Annotated in this window: 20 protein-coding genes; 6 read left to right on the top strand and 14 right to left on the bottom strand. The window is 73.4% G+C overall.

The genetic code is table 11. The features are described 5' to 3' along the window. Positions 1-11: 11 nt before the first annotated feature. The 4 genes from ABZ881_RS05935 to ABZ881_RS05920 form a co-directional block, all read right to left on the bottom strand. Positions 12-425 (bottom strand): hypothetical protein, encoded by a 414-nt coding sequence (locus ABZ881_RS05935; protein WP_358482186.1) that lies wholly within the window; start codon positions 423-425, stop codon positions 12-14. Positions 426-497: 72 nt separating this feature from the next. Further along, positions 498-1,058, bottom strand: a complete 561-nt coding sequence (locus ABZ881_RS05930) for a DUF3558 family protein (RefSeq protein ID WP_358482185.1) — start codon at positions 1,056-1,058, stop codon at positions 498-500. A gap of 40 nt (positions 1,059-1,098) precedes the next feature. Next, positions 1,099-1,779: a uracil-DNA glycosylase gene (locus ABZ881_RS05925; protein ID WP_344025052.1), complete on the bottom strand. Its 681-nt coding sequence runs from the start codon at positions 1,777-1,779 to the stop codon at positions 1,099-1,101. Continuing rightward, entirely contained in the window at positions 1,779-2,303 is a 525-nt protein-coding gene (locus ABZ881_RS05920) for a gamma carbonic anhydrase family protein (protein ID WP_358482182.1), read from the bottom strand. Before ABZ881_RS05920 ends, ABZ881_RS05925 begins: the two co-directional genes overlap by 1 nt. A gap of 186 nt (positions 2,304-2,489) precedes the next feature. On the opposite strand from ABZ881_RS05920, the gene mbhE (ABZ881_RS05915) reads away from it, so the two are divergent. The 6 genes from mbhE (ABZ881_RS05915) to ABZ881_RS05890 are packed head-to-tail and all read left to right on the top strand — an operon-like array spanning position 2,490 to position 8,226. Further along, on the top strand, positions 2,490-5,270 hold the full coding sequence (gene mbhE / locus ABZ881_RS05915) for a hydrogen gas-evolving membrane-bound hydrogenase subunit E (protein WP_358482179.1): 2,781 nt from the start codon (positions 2,490-2,492) through the stop codon (positions 5,268-5,270). Further along, positions 5,267-5,671, top strand: a complete 405-nt coding sequence (locus ABZ881_RS05910) for a cation:proton antiporter subunit C (RefSeq protein WP_358482178.1) — start codon at positions 5,267-5,269, stop codon at positions 5,669-5,671. Before mbhE (ABZ881_RS05915) ends, ABZ881_RS05910 begins: the two co-directional genes overlap by 4 nt. Next, positions 5,668-7,194: a monovalent cation/H+ antiporter subunit D family protein gene (locus ABZ881_RS05905; protein WP_358482176.1), complete on the top strand. Its 1,527-nt coding sequence runs from the start codon at positions 5,668-5,670 to the stop codon at positions 7,192-7,194. The genes ABZ881_RS05910 and ABZ881_RS05905 overlap by 4 nt, the downstream gene beginning before the upstream one ends. Next, positions 7,191-7,580, top strand: a complete 390-nt coding sequence (locus ABZ881_RS05900) for a Na+/H+ antiporter subunit E (protein ID WP_358482174.1) — start codon at positions 7,191-7,193, stop codon at positions 7,578-7,580. Before ABZ881_RS05905 ends, ABZ881_RS05900 begins: the two co-directional genes overlap by 4 nt. Then, the gene (locus ABZ881_RS05895) at positions 7,577-7,840 is read left to right on the top strand and encodes a monovalent cation/H+ antiporter complex subunit F (RefSeq protein ID WP_344025041.1); all 264 of its coding nucleotides are present in this window, start codon (positions 7,577-7,579) and stop codon (positions 7,838-7,840) included. The genes ABZ881_RS05900 and ABZ881_RS05895 overlap by 4 nt, the downstream gene beginning before the upstream one ends. Beyond that, positions 7,837-8,226 (top strand): monovalent cation/H(+) antiporter subunit G, encoded by a 390-nt coding sequence (locus tag ABZ881_RS05890; protein WP_344025039.1) that lies wholly within the window; start codon positions 7,837-7,839, stop codon positions 8,224-8,226. Before ABZ881_RS05895 ends, ABZ881_RS05890 begins: the two co-directional genes overlap by 4 nt. Here the strand turns inward: ABZ881_RS05890 and mnhG are convergent. From mnhG to ABZ881_RS05840, 10 genes are all read right to left on the bottom strand, one after another. Then, positions 8,130-8,621 (bottom strand): monovalent cation/H(+) antiporter subunit G, encoded by a 492-nt coding sequence (gene mnhG / locus ABZ881_RS05885; RefSeq protein WP_358482172.1) that lies wholly within the window; start codon positions 8,619-8,621, stop codon positions 8,130-8,132. The two genes, ABZ881_RS05890 and mnhG, sit on opposite strands and share 97 nt — an antisense overlap. Next, a complete protein-coding gene (locus ABZ881_RS05880) occupies positions 8,603-8,869 on the bottom strand; it encodes a monovalent cation/H+ antiporter complex subunit F (protein WP_344025035.1) in 267 nt (88 codons plus the stop codon). Before ABZ881_RS05880 ends, mnhG begins: the two co-directional genes overlap by 19 nt. Beyond that, on the bottom strand, positions 8,866-9,651 hold the full coding sequence (locus ABZ881_RS05875; RefSeq protein ID WP_358482170.1) for a Na+/H+ antiporter subunit E: 786 nt from the start codon (positions 9,649-9,651) through the stop codon (positions 8,866-8,868). The genes ABZ881_RS05880 and ABZ881_RS05875 overlap by 4 nt, the downstream gene beginning before the upstream one ends. Positions 9,652-9,806: 155 nt before the next feature. Then, positions 9,807-11,441, bottom strand: a complete 1,635-nt coding sequence (locus ABZ881_RS05870) for a Na+/H+ antiporter subunit D (protein ID WP_358482168.1) — start codon at positions 11,439-11,441, stop codon at positions 9,807-9,809. Continuing rightward, positions 11,438-11,890: a Na(+)/H(+) antiporter subunit C gene (locus ABZ881_RS05865; RefSeq protein WP_344025029.1), complete on the bottom strand. Its 453-nt coding sequence runs from the start codon at positions 11,888-11,890 to the stop codon at positions 11,438-11,440. Before ABZ881_RS05865 ends, ABZ881_RS05870 begins: the two co-directional genes overlap by 4 nt. A 2-nt stretch (positions 11,891-11,892) precedes the next feature. After that, positions 11,893-12,498 carry an MnhB domain-containing protein gene (locus tag ABZ881_RS05860; RefSeq protein WP_344025028.1) on the bottom strand — a complete coding sequence of 202 codons (606 nt, stop codon included), beginning with the start codon at positions 12,496-12,498 and terminating at the stop codon, positions 11,893-11,895. After that, positions 12,495-14,867 (bottom strand): hydrogen gas-evolving membrane-bound hydrogenase subunit E, encoded by a 2,373-nt coding sequence (mbhE, locus tag ABZ881_RS05855; protein WP_358482165.1) that lies wholly within the window; start codon positions 14,865-14,867, stop codon positions 12,495-12,497. The genes ABZ881_RS05860 and mbhE (ABZ881_RS05855) overlap by 4 nt, the downstream gene beginning before the upstream one ends. Positions 14,868-15,041: 174 nt before the next feature. Continuing rightward, positions 15,042-15,527: a GNAT family N-acetyltransferase gene (locus tag ABZ881_RS05850; protein WP_358482163.1), complete on the bottom strand. Its 486-nt coding sequence runs from the start codon at positions 15,525-15,527 to the stop codon at positions 15,042-15,044. A 92-nt stretch (positions 15,528-15,619) separates the two neighbouring features. Beyond that, positions 15,620-16,912, bottom strand: coding sequence for an MFS transporter (locus ABZ881_RS05845; RefSeq protein ID WP_358482553.1), 1,293 nt, complete (start codon positions 16,910-16,912; stop codon positions 15,620-15,622). Beyond that, a complete protein-coding gene (locus tag ABZ881_RS05840; protein WP_358482161.1) occupies positions 16,909-19,056 on the bottom strand; it encodes a malate synthase G in 2,148 nt (715 codons plus the stop codon). Before ABZ881_RS05840 ends, ABZ881_RS05845 begins: the two co-directional genes overlap by 4 nt.

Raw genomic sequence — 19,056 nt, 5'->3', positions numbered from 1 at the left:
GTGCGGCGCGGTCAGGGGGTGTGCGGCCGGTCAGCCGCCCGAGGCGGCGGTGGCCCGGGCGGCAGCGGCGGGAGCTCGCCCCTGGCCCGCTCGAACTCGCCGTGGATCATGTCCTCGGTGTGGCCGTACTCGCGCGCCGCCGCCCGCAGCCGCTCGGTCGCCTCGGACAGCTCCCGGTAGCGCGCCCACTGGCCGTCGAGCATGTTGTTGATCTTGAGCTGGAAGGAGTTCCGCGCGTCCAGCGACACCGGATCGCCGCCGACCGCCTCGATGGTGCGCAGCCACCTCGACCCCTCCAGGAGGACGTACATCCGCTCGGCCTGCGCGGCGAGCACTCCGTGCACGGCCAGCACGTTGCCGATCGAGATCTGGCTCATCAGACCGTCCGACGCCGTGCCGACCGGACGCTTCGCCTCGATATCCACCGGCCGGACGGTACGCAGAGCGCACCCGGCCCGGGCCGCGAACCGGGCGCGGCGTTCACGGCCGCGAACCGCTCACGGGGTGAGCGTTCTCGCGGTACCGAGGGCGTCGGCCGCCAGCAGCTCCGCCTCCCGGCAGGCCTCGTCGATCGACGGCGTCGATCCGTCCGGCTTCCGGCCGACCACCTGAACCTGGAGCCGCATGAGCTGGCCGTCCGCCACGTCCACGACCAGCTCGCACATCGGCGAGGTGTCCTCCCGCTCCGTGTTCCGGACCGCGCCGTAGCCGGCGACCACCTGCACCCGCGAGCCCGGGCCGCCGACCGCGCGCGCCGCGTCCACCGGCATCATCTGCGCGCTGTAGCCGAAGTCCACCGTCCAGAGCTCGCTCCAGCCGCAGGCGTGGGTCGTCGCGTCGCCCACCACGGGCTCCGCGTAGTGGCTGTCCTCCGGCGTCAGACCGCGGCTCGCGAGCTGCTCCGGCGTCAGCACCCGGCACGGGTCGATGGTCATCACCTCGATCGGCTGCGGCCGCGGCGGGAACGGATCGGGCGCCCCCTCGGCAGCCCCCGAGCAGCCCGCCAGCACCGCCCCCGCCACCACGAGGATCCCGAGGTGACACCGCACGTCGATCATGTTGCCTCCCGCAACGGAGGCTAGCGGGGCGGCGCCCCGGTCAGGGCAGCTTCCAGTCGACGGGATCCCCGCCGATCTCCTCGAGCAGGTCGTTGGCCCGGGTGAACGGCCGCGACCCGAAGAAGCCACGGTCCGCCGACATCGGGCTGGGATGCGCGGACTCGATCATCGGCACGTCCTCCAGCAGCGGCGCGAGGTTGCGGGCGTCGCGGCCCCAGAGGATCGCCACCATCGGCTCGGCGTCCCGCGCGACGAGCGCCCGGATGGCCTGCTCGGTGATCTCCTCCCAGCCCTTGTTGCGGTGCGAGCCGGGCTCGCCGGGGGCGACCGTCAGGCACCTGTTGAGCAGCAGCACGCCCTGCTCGGTCCACGGCGTCAGGTCCCCCGACGACGGCGCCGGATGCCCGAGGTCCTCGCAGTACTCGCGGTAGATGTTCTGCAGCGAGCGCGGCAGCGGCCGGGTCTCCGGCGCCACCGAGAACGACAGGCCGACCGCGTGCCCCGGCGTCGGGTACGGGTCCTGGCCGACGATCAGCACCCGTACCTGGTCGAACGGCTGCTGGAAGGCGCGCAGCACGTTCGCCCCGGCCGGCAGGTAGCGGCGGCCCGCGGCGATCTCGGCGCGCAGGAACTCGCCCATCGCGGTCACCGCCCCGGCGACCGGCTCGAGCGCCTGCGCCCAGCCCGCCTCGACGACCTCGTGCAACGGCTTCCCGGCCATCAGCCCTCCAGCTTCCGCAGCTGATCGCGGAACCGGCGCCCGCGCTCGACGTAGGACTCCACCGAGTGCCGCCAGCGGTCCGCGGCGACCTCGTACCCCTCGCGCACCCGGGCCGGGACGCCGAGCGCCATCCGGTAGGCGGGGACCTCGGCGTTCGGCGAGACGACCGCGCCGGCGGCGACCACGGCGCCCTCGCCGATCCGGGAGCCGTTGAGCACCACCGAGCCGGACGAGATCAGCGCCCGGTTCCCGATCGTGGACGCCTCGATGTGCACGTTGTGCCCGACCGTCACCTCGTCGCCGATGATCGTCGGCTCGCGCAGCGTGGTGTGGATGATCGAGCCGTCCTGGATGCTGGTGCGCGCGCCCACCTCGATCCGGCCGTCGTCGCCGCGCAGCACCGCGGTCGGCCAGACGGTCGACTCCGGGCCGAGGGTCACGTTGCCGATCACCACCGCGTCCGGATGGACGTAGGCGGTGGGGTGGATGTCCGGTTCGGCGTCACCGAGCGCGTACAGGGGCACACCGGGAGGGTACGAGCGCCGCCGTGGCGACCTGCCGGGCCCCCCGGGAGGATGCGCCGCGCAAAGCAACGCGGTGTCCACCCTGGCGGGTTGGGAAACCTCGCGGGTGGGTAAGTAGTCGGGCGTGCTGTCGATCAGGGCGCTGCTGGCGCCGACCCCCGGACCCCGGACGGAGGCGCTCGCCCGGTGCTGCCGCTGATCGTCCTCGGTGGTTCGGTCCTCCTCGCGCTGGCCGCCCCGCTCCTCGCCCGCCTGTCCGGCCGCACCGCGGGCTACCCGCTGGCGGCCGGCCTGGCCGCGCTCGGCGTCTACGCCAACACCTCGGCCGGCGCGATCGTCGACGGCGACGTCCTCACCGCGTCCTGGGACTGGATGCCGGCCCTCGGCGTCTCGTTCGGCCTGCGGATGGACGGCCTGTCACTGCTGTTCGTGACGATCGTGCTGGGCGTCGGCGCGCTCGTCATGGCCTACAGCGCCCGCTACATGGGCGACGGGTACCCGGTCGGCACGGTCTACGGGCTGCTCACCGGCTTCGCCGCCGCGATGATCGGCCTGGTCACCGCGAACGACCTGGTGCTGCTCTACGTGTTTTGGGAGCTCACCACGATCCTGTCCTTCCTACTGATCAACACCGCCGGGCCGAAGGCGGCACTGCCCGCCGGCCGGGCGCTGGTGGTGACGGCGACCGGCGGCTTCGCGCTGCTCGGTGCGGTCGTGATGATCGGCGTGGCGGCCGGGACGACCGACCTGGGCGTGATCGTCGGGAGCCCCGAGGTGGTGCTCGCCAGCCCGCTCGCGGTGCCGGCGGCGGCCCTGCTGATCCTGGCCGCGGCGACCAAGTCCGCGCAGCTGCCGTTCACCTTCTGGCTGCCCGGCGCGATGGTCGCGATGACCCCGATCAGCGCCTACCTGCACGCCGCGACGATGGTGAAGGCCGGCGTCTACCTGCTGATGCGGTTCTCCCCGGTCTACGTCCCGACGACGGCGTGGTCGATGGTGCTCGTCCCGCTCGGCCTGCTGACCGCCGTCGTCGGCGCCGTGCTCGCGCTGCGCGAGCACGACCTGAAGGCGATCCTCGCCCAGTCCACGGTCAGCCAGCTGGGCCTGCTGACGGCCGCGATCGGCGTCGGCACCTCCTACGCGCTGTCCGCCGCGGTGCTGCACACCTTCGCGCACGCGCTGTTCAAGGCGACCCTGTTCATGCTGGTCGGGATCATCGACAAGGAGGCGGGCAGCCGCGACGTCCGCGAGCTCGGCGGGCTCCGGAAGGTCATGCCGGTCACCGCGACGCTCACCGGGATCGCCGCGCTGTCGATGGCCGGCGTCCCACCGCTGATCGGGTTCGTCTCCAAGGAGACGCTCTACGAGGGCTTCCTGGAGGCCGACTTCGCGCCGGGCGCCGGACCGGTCGCCGCGGTGACGGCAGTGATCGCCTCCGCGCTGACGTTCGCCTACAGCGCCCGCATCGTCTACGGAGCGTTCGGCGGCACCCTGACCCAGCCCGACCTGTACGAGCCGTCCACGGCGTTCCTCGCCCCGGCCGCCGTGGCCGCGGCGCTCGGCCTGGCCCTGGGGCTCGGCGTCGGCGTGCTGAACCCGCTGACCGACCGGGCCACCACCGACCTGTACCCGGGCGCCGAGCCCGCGACGTTCGCGTTGTGGCACGGCGTCAACGCGGCGCTGCTGCTGTCCCTGGTGACCTTCGCCGCCGGCTACGCGCTGTTCCACTGGCGGGACCGGGTGGACGCCCTGCTGCAACGGCTGTGGGTGCCCGACGGCTCCGCGGTCTACGACCGGATCCGGACCCGGGTGATCGAGTTCGGCGGCCTGGTCGGTAAGCCCGACGTCGACCCGACGCCGGCCGCCGTGCTGGCCCGGCCGGTGCTGCTGCTGCCGGTGCTCGCCGTCGTCGCCGGGATCGGCCTCCCGGCCCTGCCCGGGTACCCCGGACCGGCCGTGCAGGGCCTGGACTGGCTGGTCGTGGTGCTGGTGCTGGCGACGGTCGCCGGTGCCGCCGTCACCCGCTCGGTGCTCGCCGCACTGACCCTGACCGGGTTCGCCGGGCTGGCGACCGCACTGTGGCTGCTGCTCGCCGGGGCGCCGGACGTCGCGATGACCCTGCTGCTGGTCGAGGTGCTGACCACGGTGGTGGCGGTGCTGGTGCTGCGCGGGCGCGGGGAACGGCTGCAGCGGCCCGCGCGGATGCGCGCCACCCCCGCCGCGCTCACCGCGCTCGCCGCCGGGCTCTCGCTGGGCACCGCCACCTACGTGCTGACCGGGCGGCGCCCGCCGTCCGAGGTCGGCGGGTACTTCCTGGACACCGCACAGGAGGCGACCGGCGGCACGAACGTCGTCAACACCATCCTGGTCGACTTCCGCGGGATGGACACCTTCGGCGAGGCCGTCGTCGTCGGTGCGGCCGCGCTGGGCCTGCTCGTGCTGCTGCGGCGGACCAGCGACGAGAGCCCCGGCGGCACCGGGGACGCCGGGGCGCCGCGCCGGTTCGCCCGCGACGGCCCGGCGGACACCGTGGTGATGCGGGTGGCGAGCCGGGTGCTGTTCCCGGTAATGCTCGCGCTGTCGCTGTTCCTGCTGTGGCGCGGGCACGACGAGCCGGGCGGCGGGTTCATCTCGTCGCTGGTCGGCGGGGTCGCCGTGCTGTTCCTGCGGCTCGCCCACCGGGGCGACGCCTGGGCGCTGCGGCTGCGCCCGGAGCCGCTGGTCGGCACCGGCCTGCTGATCAGCCTGCTGACCGGGCTCGCCGTCTACCCGCTGGGACTGCCGTTCCTCGCGCCGGTGTACCTGCCCGGCGAGGTGCTGCTGTCCTCGTTCATCTTCGACCTGGGGATCTATCTGATGGTGGTGGGGCTGATGGTGGCCGCGGTCGACCGGATCAGCGGCCGGACACGGGTCGGCCCGGTGCTGGCCCGCCGGGACCGCGCCGCGCCCGGGGGGACCACCCCGTGACGGCCGCGATCATCGTGACGGTGCTGGTCGCCGGCGGCGTGTACCTGATCGCGCAGCGCGAGCTGCTGCGGGTGGTCCTCGGCTTCATCCTGCTCGGCCACGGCGTCAACGTGCTGATCATCTCCGCGGGTGGGATGTACAACCGGCAGCCCCCGCTGCTCGGCCAGCAGGACCGGGCCGCCATGGCCGATCCGCTGCCGCAGGCGTTCGTGCTGACCGCCATCGTGATCGCCTTCGCGATCACCGTGTACCTGCTCGCGCTGCTCAAGGCCGGCGACCAGGAGACCGGCGGGGACGGCGGCACCCGATCCGATTCGGACCACGACCCGGCCGCCCGGGACGACCCGGACCGGGAACGCACCGAACGGGCCGGCGGCTCGGCGCGGGGTGAGGACCGGTGACCGGGCTCGAGGCGCTGGTCATCGCGCCGGTCGCGGTCCCGCTGTTCGCCGCCGGCCTGCTGATCCTGTTCGCGGTCCGGATGCCGGTGGCCGCCCGCCGCGCGGTCGCGTTCGCCGCGGTCGCCGCCTGCACCGCCGTCGCCGGCTACCTGCTCGCCGTCACCACCGACGGCACGGTGATCGTGCAGCGGCTCGGCGGCTGGCCGGACGGCATCGCGATCCCGCTCGCCGCCGACGCCTTCGGTGCGGTGATGCTGCTGGTCACCGGCGTGCTCGGGCTGGCCTGCCTGGCGTTCGCCGCGCTCGACGGCGGCGGCCCCGGCGATCTCGAGGCCACCGACCGGACCCGCGCGTTCCTCCCGCAGGCGATGCTGCTGCTGGCCGGCGTCAACGGCGCCTACCTGACCGCCGACCTGTTCAACCTGTTCGTGTTCATCGAGGTCATGCTGGTCCCCAGCTACGTGCTGATCGCCACCGGCCGCAACCCGGAGCGGCTCGCCGCGGCCCGGCTGTACCTGACGGTGAACCTGCTCGCCTCCACCGTGTTCCTGGCCGGGTTGGGCCTGGTCTACGGCGTCGCGGGCACCGTGCAGCTCGGTGACCTCGCCGGGGCCGCCGTGACCGACCCAAGGGTGGCCGCCGCGACCGCCGTCATCCTGCTCGCGCTGTCGGTGAAGGCGGCCCTGGTGCCGCTGCACAACTGGCTGCCGCGGGCCTACTCGGTCGCCCCGGCCGCCGTCACCGTGCTGTTCTCCGGCCTGCTCACCAAGGTCGGCGTGTACGCGCTGTTCCGGATCTACGCGGTGGTGTTCGACGGCGACCCGCGGTTCCTGCCGGTCGTCCTGGTCGCCGCACTGCTCACCATGGTCGTCGGCGTGCTCGCCGCGGTCGGTGCCGGCGGGATGCGCCAGATCCTGACCTTCCACATGGTCAGCCAGCTCGGCTACATCGTGCTCGGGCTGGCGATCTTCACCCCGGTCGGGCTGGCCGCCGCCATCTACTTCATGGTGCAGTACGTGCTGGTCAAGGCGGCGCTGCTGATGATCGCCGGCGCGGTCGAGCGGCACGTCGGCATCGGTGAGCTGGCCCGGCTCGGCGGGCTCGCCGCACACAGCCCGGCGGCCGCGGTGGCCTTCGCCGTCTCCGCACTGTCGCTGGCCGGGATCCCCCCGCAGTCCGGGTTCGTCGGGAAGTTCGCCCTCGTGCTCGGCGCGGTGGACGCCGGGCTGATCGTCGCCGCACTCGTCGCGATCGGAGTCAGCGTGTTCACCCTGCTGTCGATGCTCAAGATCTGGAACGGCGCGTTCTGGGGCGGCGACGCGCCCGATCCCGACCCGTCCGGCGGCGCCGGGACGGTCGTCGCGCTGACGGTGCCGGTCCGCGCCGTCGCCCCCGCGCTCGCGCTGGGCGGACTGAGCCTGCTGCTCGGCCTGGCCGCCGAACCGCTGCTCGCCGTGTCGACGGCCGCCGCGAACGGCCTGGTCGACACCGCCGGCTACGCCGGGTCGGTGGGCGCCCCGTGACCGGCCGCACCCGCGCCCCCGGCGCCAGCAGGCTGCTCGCCTCGGCGCACTTCCTCGTCTGGTTCACCGGGGAGTTCTTCCGGGCCAACGCGGTCGTGCTCCGCGAGGTGCTGACGCCGGGGCACGGTATCGATCCGGCCGTCATCCGGGTCCGGCTGCGGTCCCGCAGCATGGTCGAGATCGCGACCATCATGGCCCTGATCAGCCTCACCCCGGGCACCCTCGCGCTGAACCTGACCACCGCTTCGCGCGGCCCGCTGCTGACCGTGCACGGCATGCACGCCTCCGACCCGGAGCAGCTCCGCGCGAGCGTGCAGGAGATGGAGGACCGGTTGCTCGCCTGCCTGCGCCGGCCCGCCCCCGCAGAAGAGGGAGTGGACCCGTGACCGCCACCCTGCTGCTCGACGCCGGGCTCGTCCTGCTCGGGCTGAGCCTGCTCGTCGCGGTGTACCGCGTGCTGCGCGGCCCGACCGAGGCCGACCGCGGGCTCGCCGTCGACTACGGCTTCGTGGTCGTCGTCGGGCTGATCGCGCTGCTCGCGTTGCGGCTCGGATCGACCGCGATGCTCGATCTCGTCGTCGTCGCGACCCTGGTCGGGTTCCTGACCACGGTCGCGGTGGCCCGGCTGGTCTGGGCGAGCTCGTGAGCGCGCCGGACGTGCTGACCGGCGGCCCGGTGCAGAACACGATCGGCGGCCTGATCGTCGCCGCCGGCGTGCTGCTGATCGGCTCCGGCGCGATCGGCATGCTGCGGCTGCCCGACATCTACAACCGCACCAACGCCGTCACCAAGGCGGCCGGGCTGGGCATCGTGGCGCTGCTCGTCGGCGTCGCCGTGCTGGTGCCCGAGCCCGGCGTACTGGTCACGCTCGGGGTGGCGGTGGCGCTGCAGCTGTTCACGATCCCGATCGCGAGCTTCGCGATCGGGCACGCGGCCTACCGGTCCGACGTCCCGTCGACGCCGTCGACGCTGCGCGAGGACGTACCCCCGGGATCGGAGGCCCGCTCGCCGTCGGACGACCGGGACGGCTGAGCGGGCGGCGGGGCCGGCACCCGCACGGCGCGGGCGTCGGCGTCCATCTGCTCGCCCAGGTCGTCGACCACCAGCGAGTCCCGGTCGATCGCGCCGCTGCGGTACGCCGACCGGCCCACCACCTGGGAGATCACCGGCGCGGTCAGCACCTGGAACAGCACCACGAGCACCAGCGTCGAGGAGTTCTCGAACTCCAGCTGCACGGCGACGCCGAGCAGGATCAGCAGCAGGCCCAGCGTCTGCGGCTTGGTGGTCGCCTGCAGCCGGGCGGGCAGGTCCGGCAGCCGGACCAGGCCGAGCGCGCCGAGCAGGCAGGACAGGCCGCCTGCCAGCATCAGCACCGCGGACAGCACGGCGGTCACGTCGACGTCGCCGATCACCGGTGTCGCTCCCATCGTTCGACGAGCCGGGCCGCGGTCGCCGAGCCGACCAGCGCGATCAGCGCGACGGCGGCCAGCAGCGGGATGTTCGACCCGTCCGAGTAGATCGCGGCGTACACCGCGGCGGCGGCCACGATGAGCACCACGAACACGTCCAGGGCCGCGATCCGGTCCAGGGTGGTCGGGCCCTGCAGCAGCCGCCACAGGGTCAGCATGGCCGCGGTGGTCAGCATGGCGAGGACCAGCGCGTAGACGACGGTCACTCCGGTGCCCTCCCCTGTTCGCGCCCGGCGGTCACGGCGTCCATCGCCGTCCGGCAGCGCCGCACGTCCTCCTCGCTGCCGACTGCGTCGATCACGCGCATCTGCAGCAGCATCATGTTGCGCCGGACCCACTCCACCGAGCCCGGCTGGTGCAGGCCGAGCGCGTAGACGTACCAGCGCCCGCGGCGCCGGTCGATCTGCAGGGTGAAGCTGCCCGGGGACAGCGCGCAGGCCGCGACGATCGTCGTCGTGGTGCGGTCGGAGCTGCTGCACAGCGGCAGCCCGACGATCCCGGACTGCGCGCGGGGCCCGTACATCAGCGTCACGGCGCTGACCCGGACACCGGAGACGACCAGGTCGCGGATCAGGAACCCGATCAGCCGCACCACCTTCACCGGGCGGATCGGCAGTCGCTCCGGCAGCACCGGCAGCGGGAAGATCATCGTGACCAGCAGGCCGACGAGCAGGCCCCCGACGATCGCCATCGGCGTCAGGCTGCCCCACAGCAGCACCCACACCAGGGCGAGCGCGAGCACCTGCGGGATCCGGCGCCGCCAGTTCCCGATCCGGGCGGTCCCGGCCATCGGCTCGGACGTCGTGTCGGGCACCGGCGGGGGGACCCGGGCCGTGGTGCGGTCGTCGGTGTCGTGGCCGGTCTCCGCCGACGACGCCGAGTGCTCCCGGTGGGCCTCCGCGGCACCGCCCGGCGAGTCCGTGTCGGCCGTGCCGGATGCACCGGCTCCGCCGGTGGTACCGGCGGTCCCGGTGGTCCTGTCGCCCACGACTCCCCCGCTGTCTTCCGTGCCCGTCCCGCTCGTAGCTGCTCCCGTCGTCGTGCTCCCGGGTGGCGCGGTACCCGTCTCCTCCGCGGCCACACCCAGCTCGGCCTCGACGGCGTCGGGCCTCGTCCCGCCGCCGGGGGTCGCGCCGTCGCCGCTCACGGGGTCACCTCCGGGCCGTCACCGGCCGGATCGGCGAGCGCCGTGCCGATGTCCCCGGCGGCGTCCCCGGTGTCGCCGGCGTCCCCCTCGGGTGCCCCGGCGACCGGGTCCAGGACCGCGCTGCGGTAGGTCTCCCTGCCGTGCAGGTCCTCACCGGCCCGCGCGGTGATCCCGGACAGCGGCCCGGCGAACAGCGCGATCACGATGCTGACCACGACCAGCGAGGACGCGCCGACGTACATGCCGCGGGCGCTGCGCGCGGTGCCGACCACCAGCTCGTCGTTCGGGTCGTTGTCGACCAGCGGCTCCTTCGGCGTCCCCCAGAACACCCGGACCCAGACCCGCGCGACCGCGTACAGCGTCAACAGGCTGGCGACCACCACGAAGGCGGCGACGATCTCGCTGGCCAGCCCGGCACCGGCACCGGCCTGTAGCAACGCCAGCTTCGCGACGAAGCCCGACGTCGGCGGCAGACCCGCGAGGGTGATCGCCGGGATGGCGAAGAGCACGGCCAGGTGCGGCGCGGTCTGCGCCAGCCCGCCCATCTGGCTGATCGACACCGTCCCGGTCCGCCGGGTGATCAGACCGCTGACCAGGAACAACGTCGCCTGCACGGTGATGTGGTGCACCACGTACAGCGCGGTGCCCGCGATGCCCTCGGGCGTCCAGACCGCCATCCCGAACAGCATGAAGCCGATGTGGCTGACCAGCAGGAACGACAGGAGCCGGTTGAGGTCGTCCTGCGCGATCGCGCCCAGCGCACCGACCACCATCGTGAGCGCCGCGATGACCAGCAGCAGCAGCGACGGGTGGTCCTGCGGGAAGACCAGCGTCTGGGTGCGCAGCAGCGCGTAGATGCCGACCTTCGTCAGGAGGCCGGCGAACAGCGCGGTGACCGGGGCCGGAGCGTTCGGGTAGCTGTCCGGGAGCCAGAAGTGCAGCGGCACGATCGCCGCCTTGATCCCGAACACCACGACGAGCACGAGGGCCAGCACGGTGCGCAGGCCGTCCGGCAGCAGGTCCATCCGGCCCGCCAGGTCCGCCAGGTTGACCGTGCCGGTCGCGGCGTAGACGAAGCCGACGGCAGTCAGGAACAGCAACGACGACGTCAGCGAGACGATCACATAGGTCATCCCGGACCGGATCCGGGACGCCGAGGTCCGCCGGGTGATCAGCACGTACGACGACGCCAGCATGATCTCGAACGCGACGAACAGGGTGAACAGGTCGCCGGTCAGGTAGGCCAGTGAGACACCCGTCGAGAGCAGCAGGAAGATCGGGTGGAACGTCGTGCTGGCCGTCTCCCGGCCGTAGTCGGAGATCCGCTGGTCGATCGCGTACACCAGCACCGCGAGGGTGACCAGCGTCGAGATCAGCAGCAGCAGCGCCGACATCCGGTCCGCGACCAGCGCGATGCCCATCGGGGCCGGCCAGCCGCCGAGCTCGGCCACGACCGGGCCGTTCCGGTCCGCGGCGACCAGCAGGATCCCCGCGACGACGCAGACGATCGCGAGGGTCACCACGCCGATCACCCGCTGCAGCGACGCGCGGCGCCCGACGATCACGCTGGCGGCCGCCCCCAGCATGGGGAGCAGCACCGGGAACGCGACCAGTGCCTGGAGCAGGGTCACTTGCGGCCCTCCTCGAGCTCGTGCGAGTCGGCGGTGTCCTCGGGGGAACTCTCGGTCTCCGCCGCGGTACCCTCCTCCATGGCGCCGTCCGGGCTCTGCCGGGCCGCGATCCGGCGGTCCTCGACGTCGTCCTGGACCTCGTCGTGACCGACCAGCACCCACGACCGGTAGCCCAGCGCGAGCAGGTAGGTGGTCAGCGCGAAGGTGATCACGATGGCGGTGAGGGCGAGCGCCTGCGGCAGCGGGTCGGTGATCTCGTCGAGCCCGACGGCGTCCAGGATCGGGGCCCGGCCGGGCGGCCCGCCGGCCAGCTGCAGCAGCAGGTTCGCGCCGTGCCCGAGCACCACGATGCCGATCAGGATGCGCATCAGGGAACGCTGCATGAGCAGGTAGAAGCCGACCGAGTAGAGCACGGCGAGCACCAGCGCCATGCTCAGGTTGATGGTCATGTTCATCGGTCACCACCGAGATCGCGGCCCGGCGGGTCCTCGCCCGCCTCGCGGGCGTCCCGGGCGATGCCGGAGCCGAGCGAGCGCAGCAGGTCCAGCACCACACCGATGATCAGCAGGTAGACGCCGACGTCGAGCAGCAGGCTGGTGACGATGTCCAGGTAGCCGAAGTCGCCGAAGGTGATCGTCCACTTGGTGGACTCCAGCACCGCGCCGCCCCACAGCACCGGGGCGAGCCCGGTGAGCACGGCGATCGTCAGGCCGGTCCCGACCACCACCGGCGGCCGGATCCGGAACTTCGAGCCCAGGTTGTCGTCGCCGCCCGCGATGTGCCGGAGCACGAACGCGAGCCCGGCGACCAGGCCGCCGGAGAACCCGCCGCCGGGGCCGTAGTGGCCCTCGAACAGCAGGAACACCGAGAAGACCAGCACTGTCGGGAACAGCAGCCGGGCGGCCGCCTCCAGCACCAGGGTCCGCTCCCGGGTGTCCGGGCAGTTGCCGGGCAGCATCCACTGGCCGCTGGGCTCGTCCCAGCGGGCCCAGGACTCCTCGGCGGCCGCTGCGCCGGGCTGCTCCGTCGTCGCGGGCGCCTCACGTGAGGTGGTCATCCCATCACCTCCTGCTCGTGCTTCGGAGACCCGGACCCGCTCGTCACGACCTGGCCGCCCTTCCTCTTGTCGTAGCGGGTGGCCAGCACCAGGCTGGCCGTCCCGGCGGCGCAGATCAGCAGGATCGTGATCTCGCCGATGGTGTCCAGCGCCCGGAAGTCGACCAGGATCGCACTGATCAGGTTGGTGGCGCCCGCGTCGGGCGCGGACGCGACGAAGTCGGCGGTGGTCGCCGGCGGCTGCACCCGGGCGCCGGAGAAGATCACCGCCATCCCGGCGACCAGGACGCCGCCCACCGAGGCCACGGCGGCCTTCGGCAGCCGCACCCGGCGCTCGGTGTCCGGCTCGTCGAAGTGCGCGGGCAGCCGCCGGAGCACGAACACGAACGCGACCAGGGTCAGCGTCTCCACCAGGAACTGGGCGAGCGCGAGGTCCGGGGCGCCGTCGATGACGAACAGCCCGCCGATGCCGTAGCCGACGGCGCCGACCAGCAGCACCGCGGTGAACCGGCGGCGCGCCCGGCACAGCGCGATCGCCGCGACGATCACCATCAGGCCCACCGGGACCTGCATGATCGAGTGGTAGACGCTCTGGTCCTGCGGCAGCGCACCGCCCATCAGCAGGGCCGGGGCGGGCAGCGCGATCAGGGTGACCAGGATGAAGCCCAGGTAGACCGGCAGCGAACCGATCTGCAGCCGTCCGGTGACGGTGATCGCGGCCCGCTCCATGCCGGTCACCACCGACTCGTAGCCGCGCTGCGCGGACAGCCCGTGCAGCACCACCCGCTCGGTGAGTGCCGCGCCGTACTGGTGCAGCAGCAGACCACCGGCAACGGCGATCGCGGAGAACAGCAGGGCGATCCCGAACCCGTGCCAGAGCCCGAGCTCGTACTGCGCGGCGTAGGCGTCGCCGAGCGAGGGCAGCGGCCGGGCGTAGGCCGCGGCGAGCTCCTGGACGGCCGGGGCGGCGAACCCGGCGGCGAGCCCGGTCAGCGCGCACAGCCAGGCCGGCCCGGACAGGCCGAGCGGCACCGGGTCCCCGCCGGTGGGCTGCAGGCCCTTCGTCGCGAACGCGCCCCAGAGGAAGCGCGCGGTGTAGGCGACCGTCAGCAGCGACCCGGCGAGCAGGCCGATCGCGACGATCCAGCCGCGCACCCCGCCCTCCAGCACGAACGCCTCGTAGGCGGCCTCCTTGCCGACGAACCCGAGCATCGGAGGCAGCCCGGCCATCGACATCCCGGCGATCGCCGCGAGCACCGCGAGCCCGCGCTTGCGCCGGCCCAGCCCGCACAGCTCGCGCAGGTCACGCGTCCCGCACGCCTTGTCGATCGCACCGACCACCATGAACAGCGGGGCCTTGAACAGGCCGTGCGCGAGCAGCATCGCGATGCCGGCCAGCGCCGCGACCCGGGAGCCCGCGCCGAACAGCACCATCAGGAAGCCGAGCTGGCTGACGGTGCCGAAGGCGAGCAGCCGCTTCAGGTCGGTCTGGCGCAGTGCGCGCCAGCCGCCGAGCAGCATCGTCGCCAGGCCGAGCACGACCACCGGCACCCACCACACCGCGAACGGAGAGAACGCCGGCCCGAGCCGGGCCACCAGCACGACGCCGGCCTTCACCATCGACGCGGCGTGCAGGTAGGCCGAGATCGGGGTCGGGGCGGCCATCGCATACGGCAGCCACGGGTGGAACGGCAGCTGCGCCGACTTGGTCAGCGCGCCGAGCAGGATCAGCACCAACGCGAAGCCGAGCGCCACCGGCTGGTCCGCGGCCAGGGTGCCGGCGTTGGCCGCCGCGGTGATCTCCGGGATCGAGTAGGTGCCGGCGAGCTGGCCGAGCAGCACGATGCCCAGCAGCATCGCGAGCCCGCCGAACACGGTCACCAGCAGCGCCTGCACCGCGGCCCGCCGGTTCTCCCGGTACTGGCCGCCCTGCCCGACGAGCAGGAACGACGTCAGCGACGTCAGCTCCCAGAACACGTAGAGGGTGAGCAGGTCGTCGGCCAGCACCAGGCCGAGCATCATCCCGGCGAAGGTGACCAGCAGCGCCGCCGACCGCGCGGCGTCGGTCGAGCGGGGACCGAAGTACCAGGCCGCGTAGATCAGGATGAGGGCGCCGACCCCGGACACCAGGACGATCATCGCCAGGGCCAGCGCGTCCAGCCGCAGGCTGAGGGACAGGCTCAGCTCGGGCGCCCAGGCGAGCTCGTCGGTCACCCCCGTGCCGAGCGCAGCGGGGGCCTGCATCATCGCCCATACGAGTGTTGCCGCGAGCAGGGCAGCGCCGGCCGCGAAGGCCAGCCGCCGGTTGTACCGGGCGAGTGCGGGGAGGCACAACGCCAGGACGATATGGGCGGCCACAACGGCGAGCACCGACACCTCCTGGGTCACGGGGTCGTTCGGACGGACGGTCAGTTCACTCGCGTCCCAGTCGAACCGGGGAGCGGCCCCGGTATCGGAGAGCCGGCGGCCGGCAAGGACACGGCAGCGGAGCCGCCGTCATCCTATCGGAGCAACCGGACGTTTCGCCCGCCACCGTACCGGGGCTCACTCCCGCAGGAGCTTGCCGAAACACCGTGAACGGTGATCGTCCCGGTATGTGCCGAACCTCCCGATCGGCTGATACCCGCAGGCGCGATACAGCGACATGGCCTCGGGCTGGGCGGTGCCGGTCTCGAGGATCATCCGTCGCCGCCCGGCGGCCGCGGCGGTGCGTTCGAGCTCCGCCAGCAGTGTGCGCGCGTGACCGGCCCCGCGCGCGTCGGGGACGACGTACATCCGCTTGATCTCGGCGTCGCCGTCGCGCAGCACCGGGTCGTCGGGGCGGGCGTCGACCGGCCGCCAGGCACCGGTCGCGACCGGCTGGCCGTCGTCGTAGCCGACCAGGTAGCGGCCGCGCGGGGCGGTGAACTGCTCCGGGGCGAGCACGGTCACGTCGTTGTCGCCGTAGACCTCGCGGTAGTAGGCCTGGACCTCCTCGTTCAGCTCCAGGGCGTCCGGGTGGTCCAGGGCGCAGACACGCAGTTCGAACACGGGACCATCATCGTCGCCACCATGATCCGCGTTTCGGGAGTGCTGGTGCGCGTGGGCGCCGCGAGCACTCCCGAAACGCGGATCATGGACCGTCACACCCCGACCGGCTCCGGTGCCGGACGCCGGACCCCGCGCCACACCGGCACCAGGCAGAGCCCCTGCACCGCGGCCACCCCCAGCAACAGCACCGGGTACCCCGCACCGGGTACCCCGAGCCCGCCCGGCCAGGCCCGCACGGCGGCACCGGACAGCGCGGCCAGTGCCACCGGGAGCAGGAACCCGAGGTAGGTGGCGGAGTAGAAGACCGCGGTCAGCCCGGCGAGCTGCCCGGGCGGGGCGATCCGCTGCACCTGCTGCAACCCGGCCAGCAGCACGAAGCCGTATCCGGCGCCGAGCAGCGCGGCGGCGGCGAACGCGACCGGCACCGACGCGGTCACGGCGACCGGCACGGTCACCAGCGTCCCGCCGATCACCAGGGCCAGCCCGGCGCGCACGACGGCCTGCTCGCCACCTCGGCGCTCGACCGTGCGGGCCAGCGACTGGGCCCCGAACCCGACGGCCAGGCTCACCGTGGTGAGCCCGGTCGCGACCAGCAGGCCGTGGCTGCCGGGCGCCAGCAGGTCGGGCTGCACGGCGTAGGCCAGCGCGGCCGCGCCGAACACCCAGGGCGCGGCGGGCAGCACCAGCCGGACGAAGCGCGGATCGGTCACCGCGGGCACCCGCAGCGCCCGCCACAGCGGCCCGCCGCCCGGATCGGGGAACACCGTCTCGGGCGCCCGGCGCAGCGCGGCCAGCACCGGGACCATGATCAGCACGTGCACCAGGTAGGGCAGCACCGTCGGCCACGGCGCGTACTGCGCGAGCAGCCCGCCGACCAGCGGCCCGGACCCGAAGCCGAGGGTGGTCGCCAGCGCGGCGCGCCGGGCACCGCCCTCGGCCGATAGCTCCTTCACCCAGGTCGTCGCGACCGCCATCGCGACGCCCATGCTCAGCCCGGCCAGCAGCCGTCCGGCGTGCAGCAGCAGCTCGGCACCGCCGCCCGCGGCGAGCACCGCCGACGCCGGGACCGCGAGCGCCGCGGCCGGGAGCAGCACCCGGCGCCGACCCCACCGCTGCGAGGCGGGGCCGCCCAGCAGCAGGCCGGGGACCAGCCCGAGCACGTAGACCCCGAAGAAGGCGGCGACCGCCGTCGACGAGTGATGGCCCTGTTCGCGGTAGGCGACCATCAGCGGGCTGAACTGGTTGGCGCCGTAGCCGACGCCGAACAGCACGGCCGCGGGGCGCACCCAGGGCGCGGGGCGGTTCAGCGGACTCTCCTCCTCACACACGTCGGCGCCCCCGGGCCGAGGGGCCCGGGGGCGCCGATGACGACGCGGAACGGTCAGGCGCTGCTCTTGGCCCGCTGCCGCCAGCGGGTGAGCGTGCGCTCGGTGTAGCCGTTGGGCTCGGTCGCGCCGGAGAACACCAGCTCCAGCGCGGCCTGGAAGGACTCGCTGCCCGCCAGGTCCTTCGCCATCGGCGGGTAGCCGGGCTCGCCGGCGTTCTGGTCGTCGACGACGGCGGCCATCCGGGCGAACGTGTCCCGCACGGTCCCGGCGTCGACGACCCCGTGCTCCAGCCAGTTGGCGACCAGCTGGGCGGAGATCCGCAGCGTGGCCCGGTCCTCCATCAGCCCGACGCCGGACAGGTCGGGCACGGTGGAGCAGCCGATGCCCATGCCCACCCAGCGCACGACGTAGCCGAGGATCGACTGCGCGTTCGTCTCCAGCTCGTGGGTGACCGCGTCGGCCGTCAGCGTCGCCGGGTCGGCGAGCGGCAGCTCCAGCAGCGGGCGCCGCTGCGCGACCGGCCGGGTGGCGATCCCGGACTGCACCTCGTGCACGTCGACCCGCAGGTAGTGCAGCGCGTGCAGGGTCGCGGCGGTCGGCGAGGGCACCCAGGCACAGTTCGCGCCGGCCCTCGGGTGGCCGATCTTCTGCTCGATCATCTCGGCCATCGCAGCCGGCTTGGCCCACATGCCCTTGCCGACCTGGGCGCGGTGCGAGAACCCGGCGGCGAGTGCGACGTCGACGTTGCGGTCCTCGTAGGTCTGCAGCCAGGTGGTCGACTTCATGTCGCCCTTGCGGAGCACCGGGCCCGCCCGGAAGCAGGTGTGGATCTCGTCGCCGGTCCGGTCCAGGAACCCGGTGTTGACGAAGATGACCCGCTCGCCGGCCTCGGCGATGCAGGCGCCGAGGTTGACGGTGGTCCGCTTCTCCTCGTCCATGATGCCGATCTTGAGCGTGTTCGGGCTCAGCCCGAGCGCCTCCTCCACCGCCGCGAACAGCTCGACGGTCAGCGCGACCTCCTCGGGGCCGTGCTGCTTGGGCTTGACGATGTAGACGCTGCCGGCCCGCGAGTTCGTGTGCGGACCCTTGTGCTGCAGGTCGTAGAGCCCGGCGACGGCGGACACCAGCGCGTCCAGCACGCCCTCGGCGATCTCGTCGCCCTGCGCGGTCAGCACCGCGTTGGTGGTCATGTGGTGGCCGCAGTTGCGGACCAGCATCAGCGAGCGACCGGGCAGGGTGAACGCCGAACCGTCCGGCGCGGTGTACTCGCGGTCCGGGTCGACCCGGCGGGTGACGGTCCGGCCGCCCTTCTCGAACTCGGCGACCAGGTCGCCGGTGAGCAGGCCCAGCCAGGTGCGGTACGCCGCCGCCTTGTCCTCGCCGTCGACGGTCGCGACCGAGTCCTCGAGATCGACGATGGTGGTGACGGCCGACTCCAGCACGACGTCCGCGACGCCGGCGTGGTGCTGGCGCCCCACCCGGGCCGTCGGGTCGATGCCCAGCTCCAGGTGCAGGCCGTTGCGGGTGAGCAGCACGGCGCCGCGGCCGTCGGCGTCGGTCGGCCGGTGCCCGGCGAACTGCGCGGGATCGGCGAGCACGGCCGGCCCGTCGGCGGTGTCGGCGACCAGGCCGTCGTCGGTGACGCGGTAGGCGCTCACCCCGGCGTGGCTGCCGCGGGCCAGCGGGAACAGCTCGTCGAGCAGCTCGTCGGCGGCGGCGATGACCTGGGCGCCGCGCTGCTCGTCGTAGCCGGGGGCGAGCTCGCCCTGCTGCGGGAGCGCGTCGGTGCCGTAGAACGCGTCGAACAGCGATCCCCAACGGGCGTTCGCCGCGTTCAGCGCGTAGCGCGGCACGGTCGCGGGCACGACCAGCTGCGGGCCGGGGATCTCGGCGATCTCCGGATCGACCCGGTCCACGCTGATCGTGGGCGAGGCGTCGGGGCGCAGGTAGCCCAGCTCGGTCAGGAACGCCTCGTACTCCTCGACCGAACCGGCACCGTGCTCGGAGTGCCAGGCGTCGATGCGGGCCTGGAGGTCGTCCCGGCGGGCGAGCGCGTCGGCGATCTTCGGCGCGAAGCGCTCCTGCAGCCGCGCCAGGGTCGACCAGAACGACTCGGCGGTGAGACCCACGTCGGACAGGAGCTCGTCCTCGACGAACGCGCGCAGGTGCGGATCGACCTGCAGCCCGGAGCTGTCGGCCAT

The organism is Pseudonocardia sp. NPDC046786, assembly GCF_040645415.1.
Classification (GTDB): Bacteria; Actinomycetota; Actinomycetes; order Mycobacteriales; family Pseudonocardiaceae; genus Pseudonocardia; species Pseudonocardia kongjuensis.
This window is presented reverse-complemented; position numbering and strand designations above follow the sequence as displayed.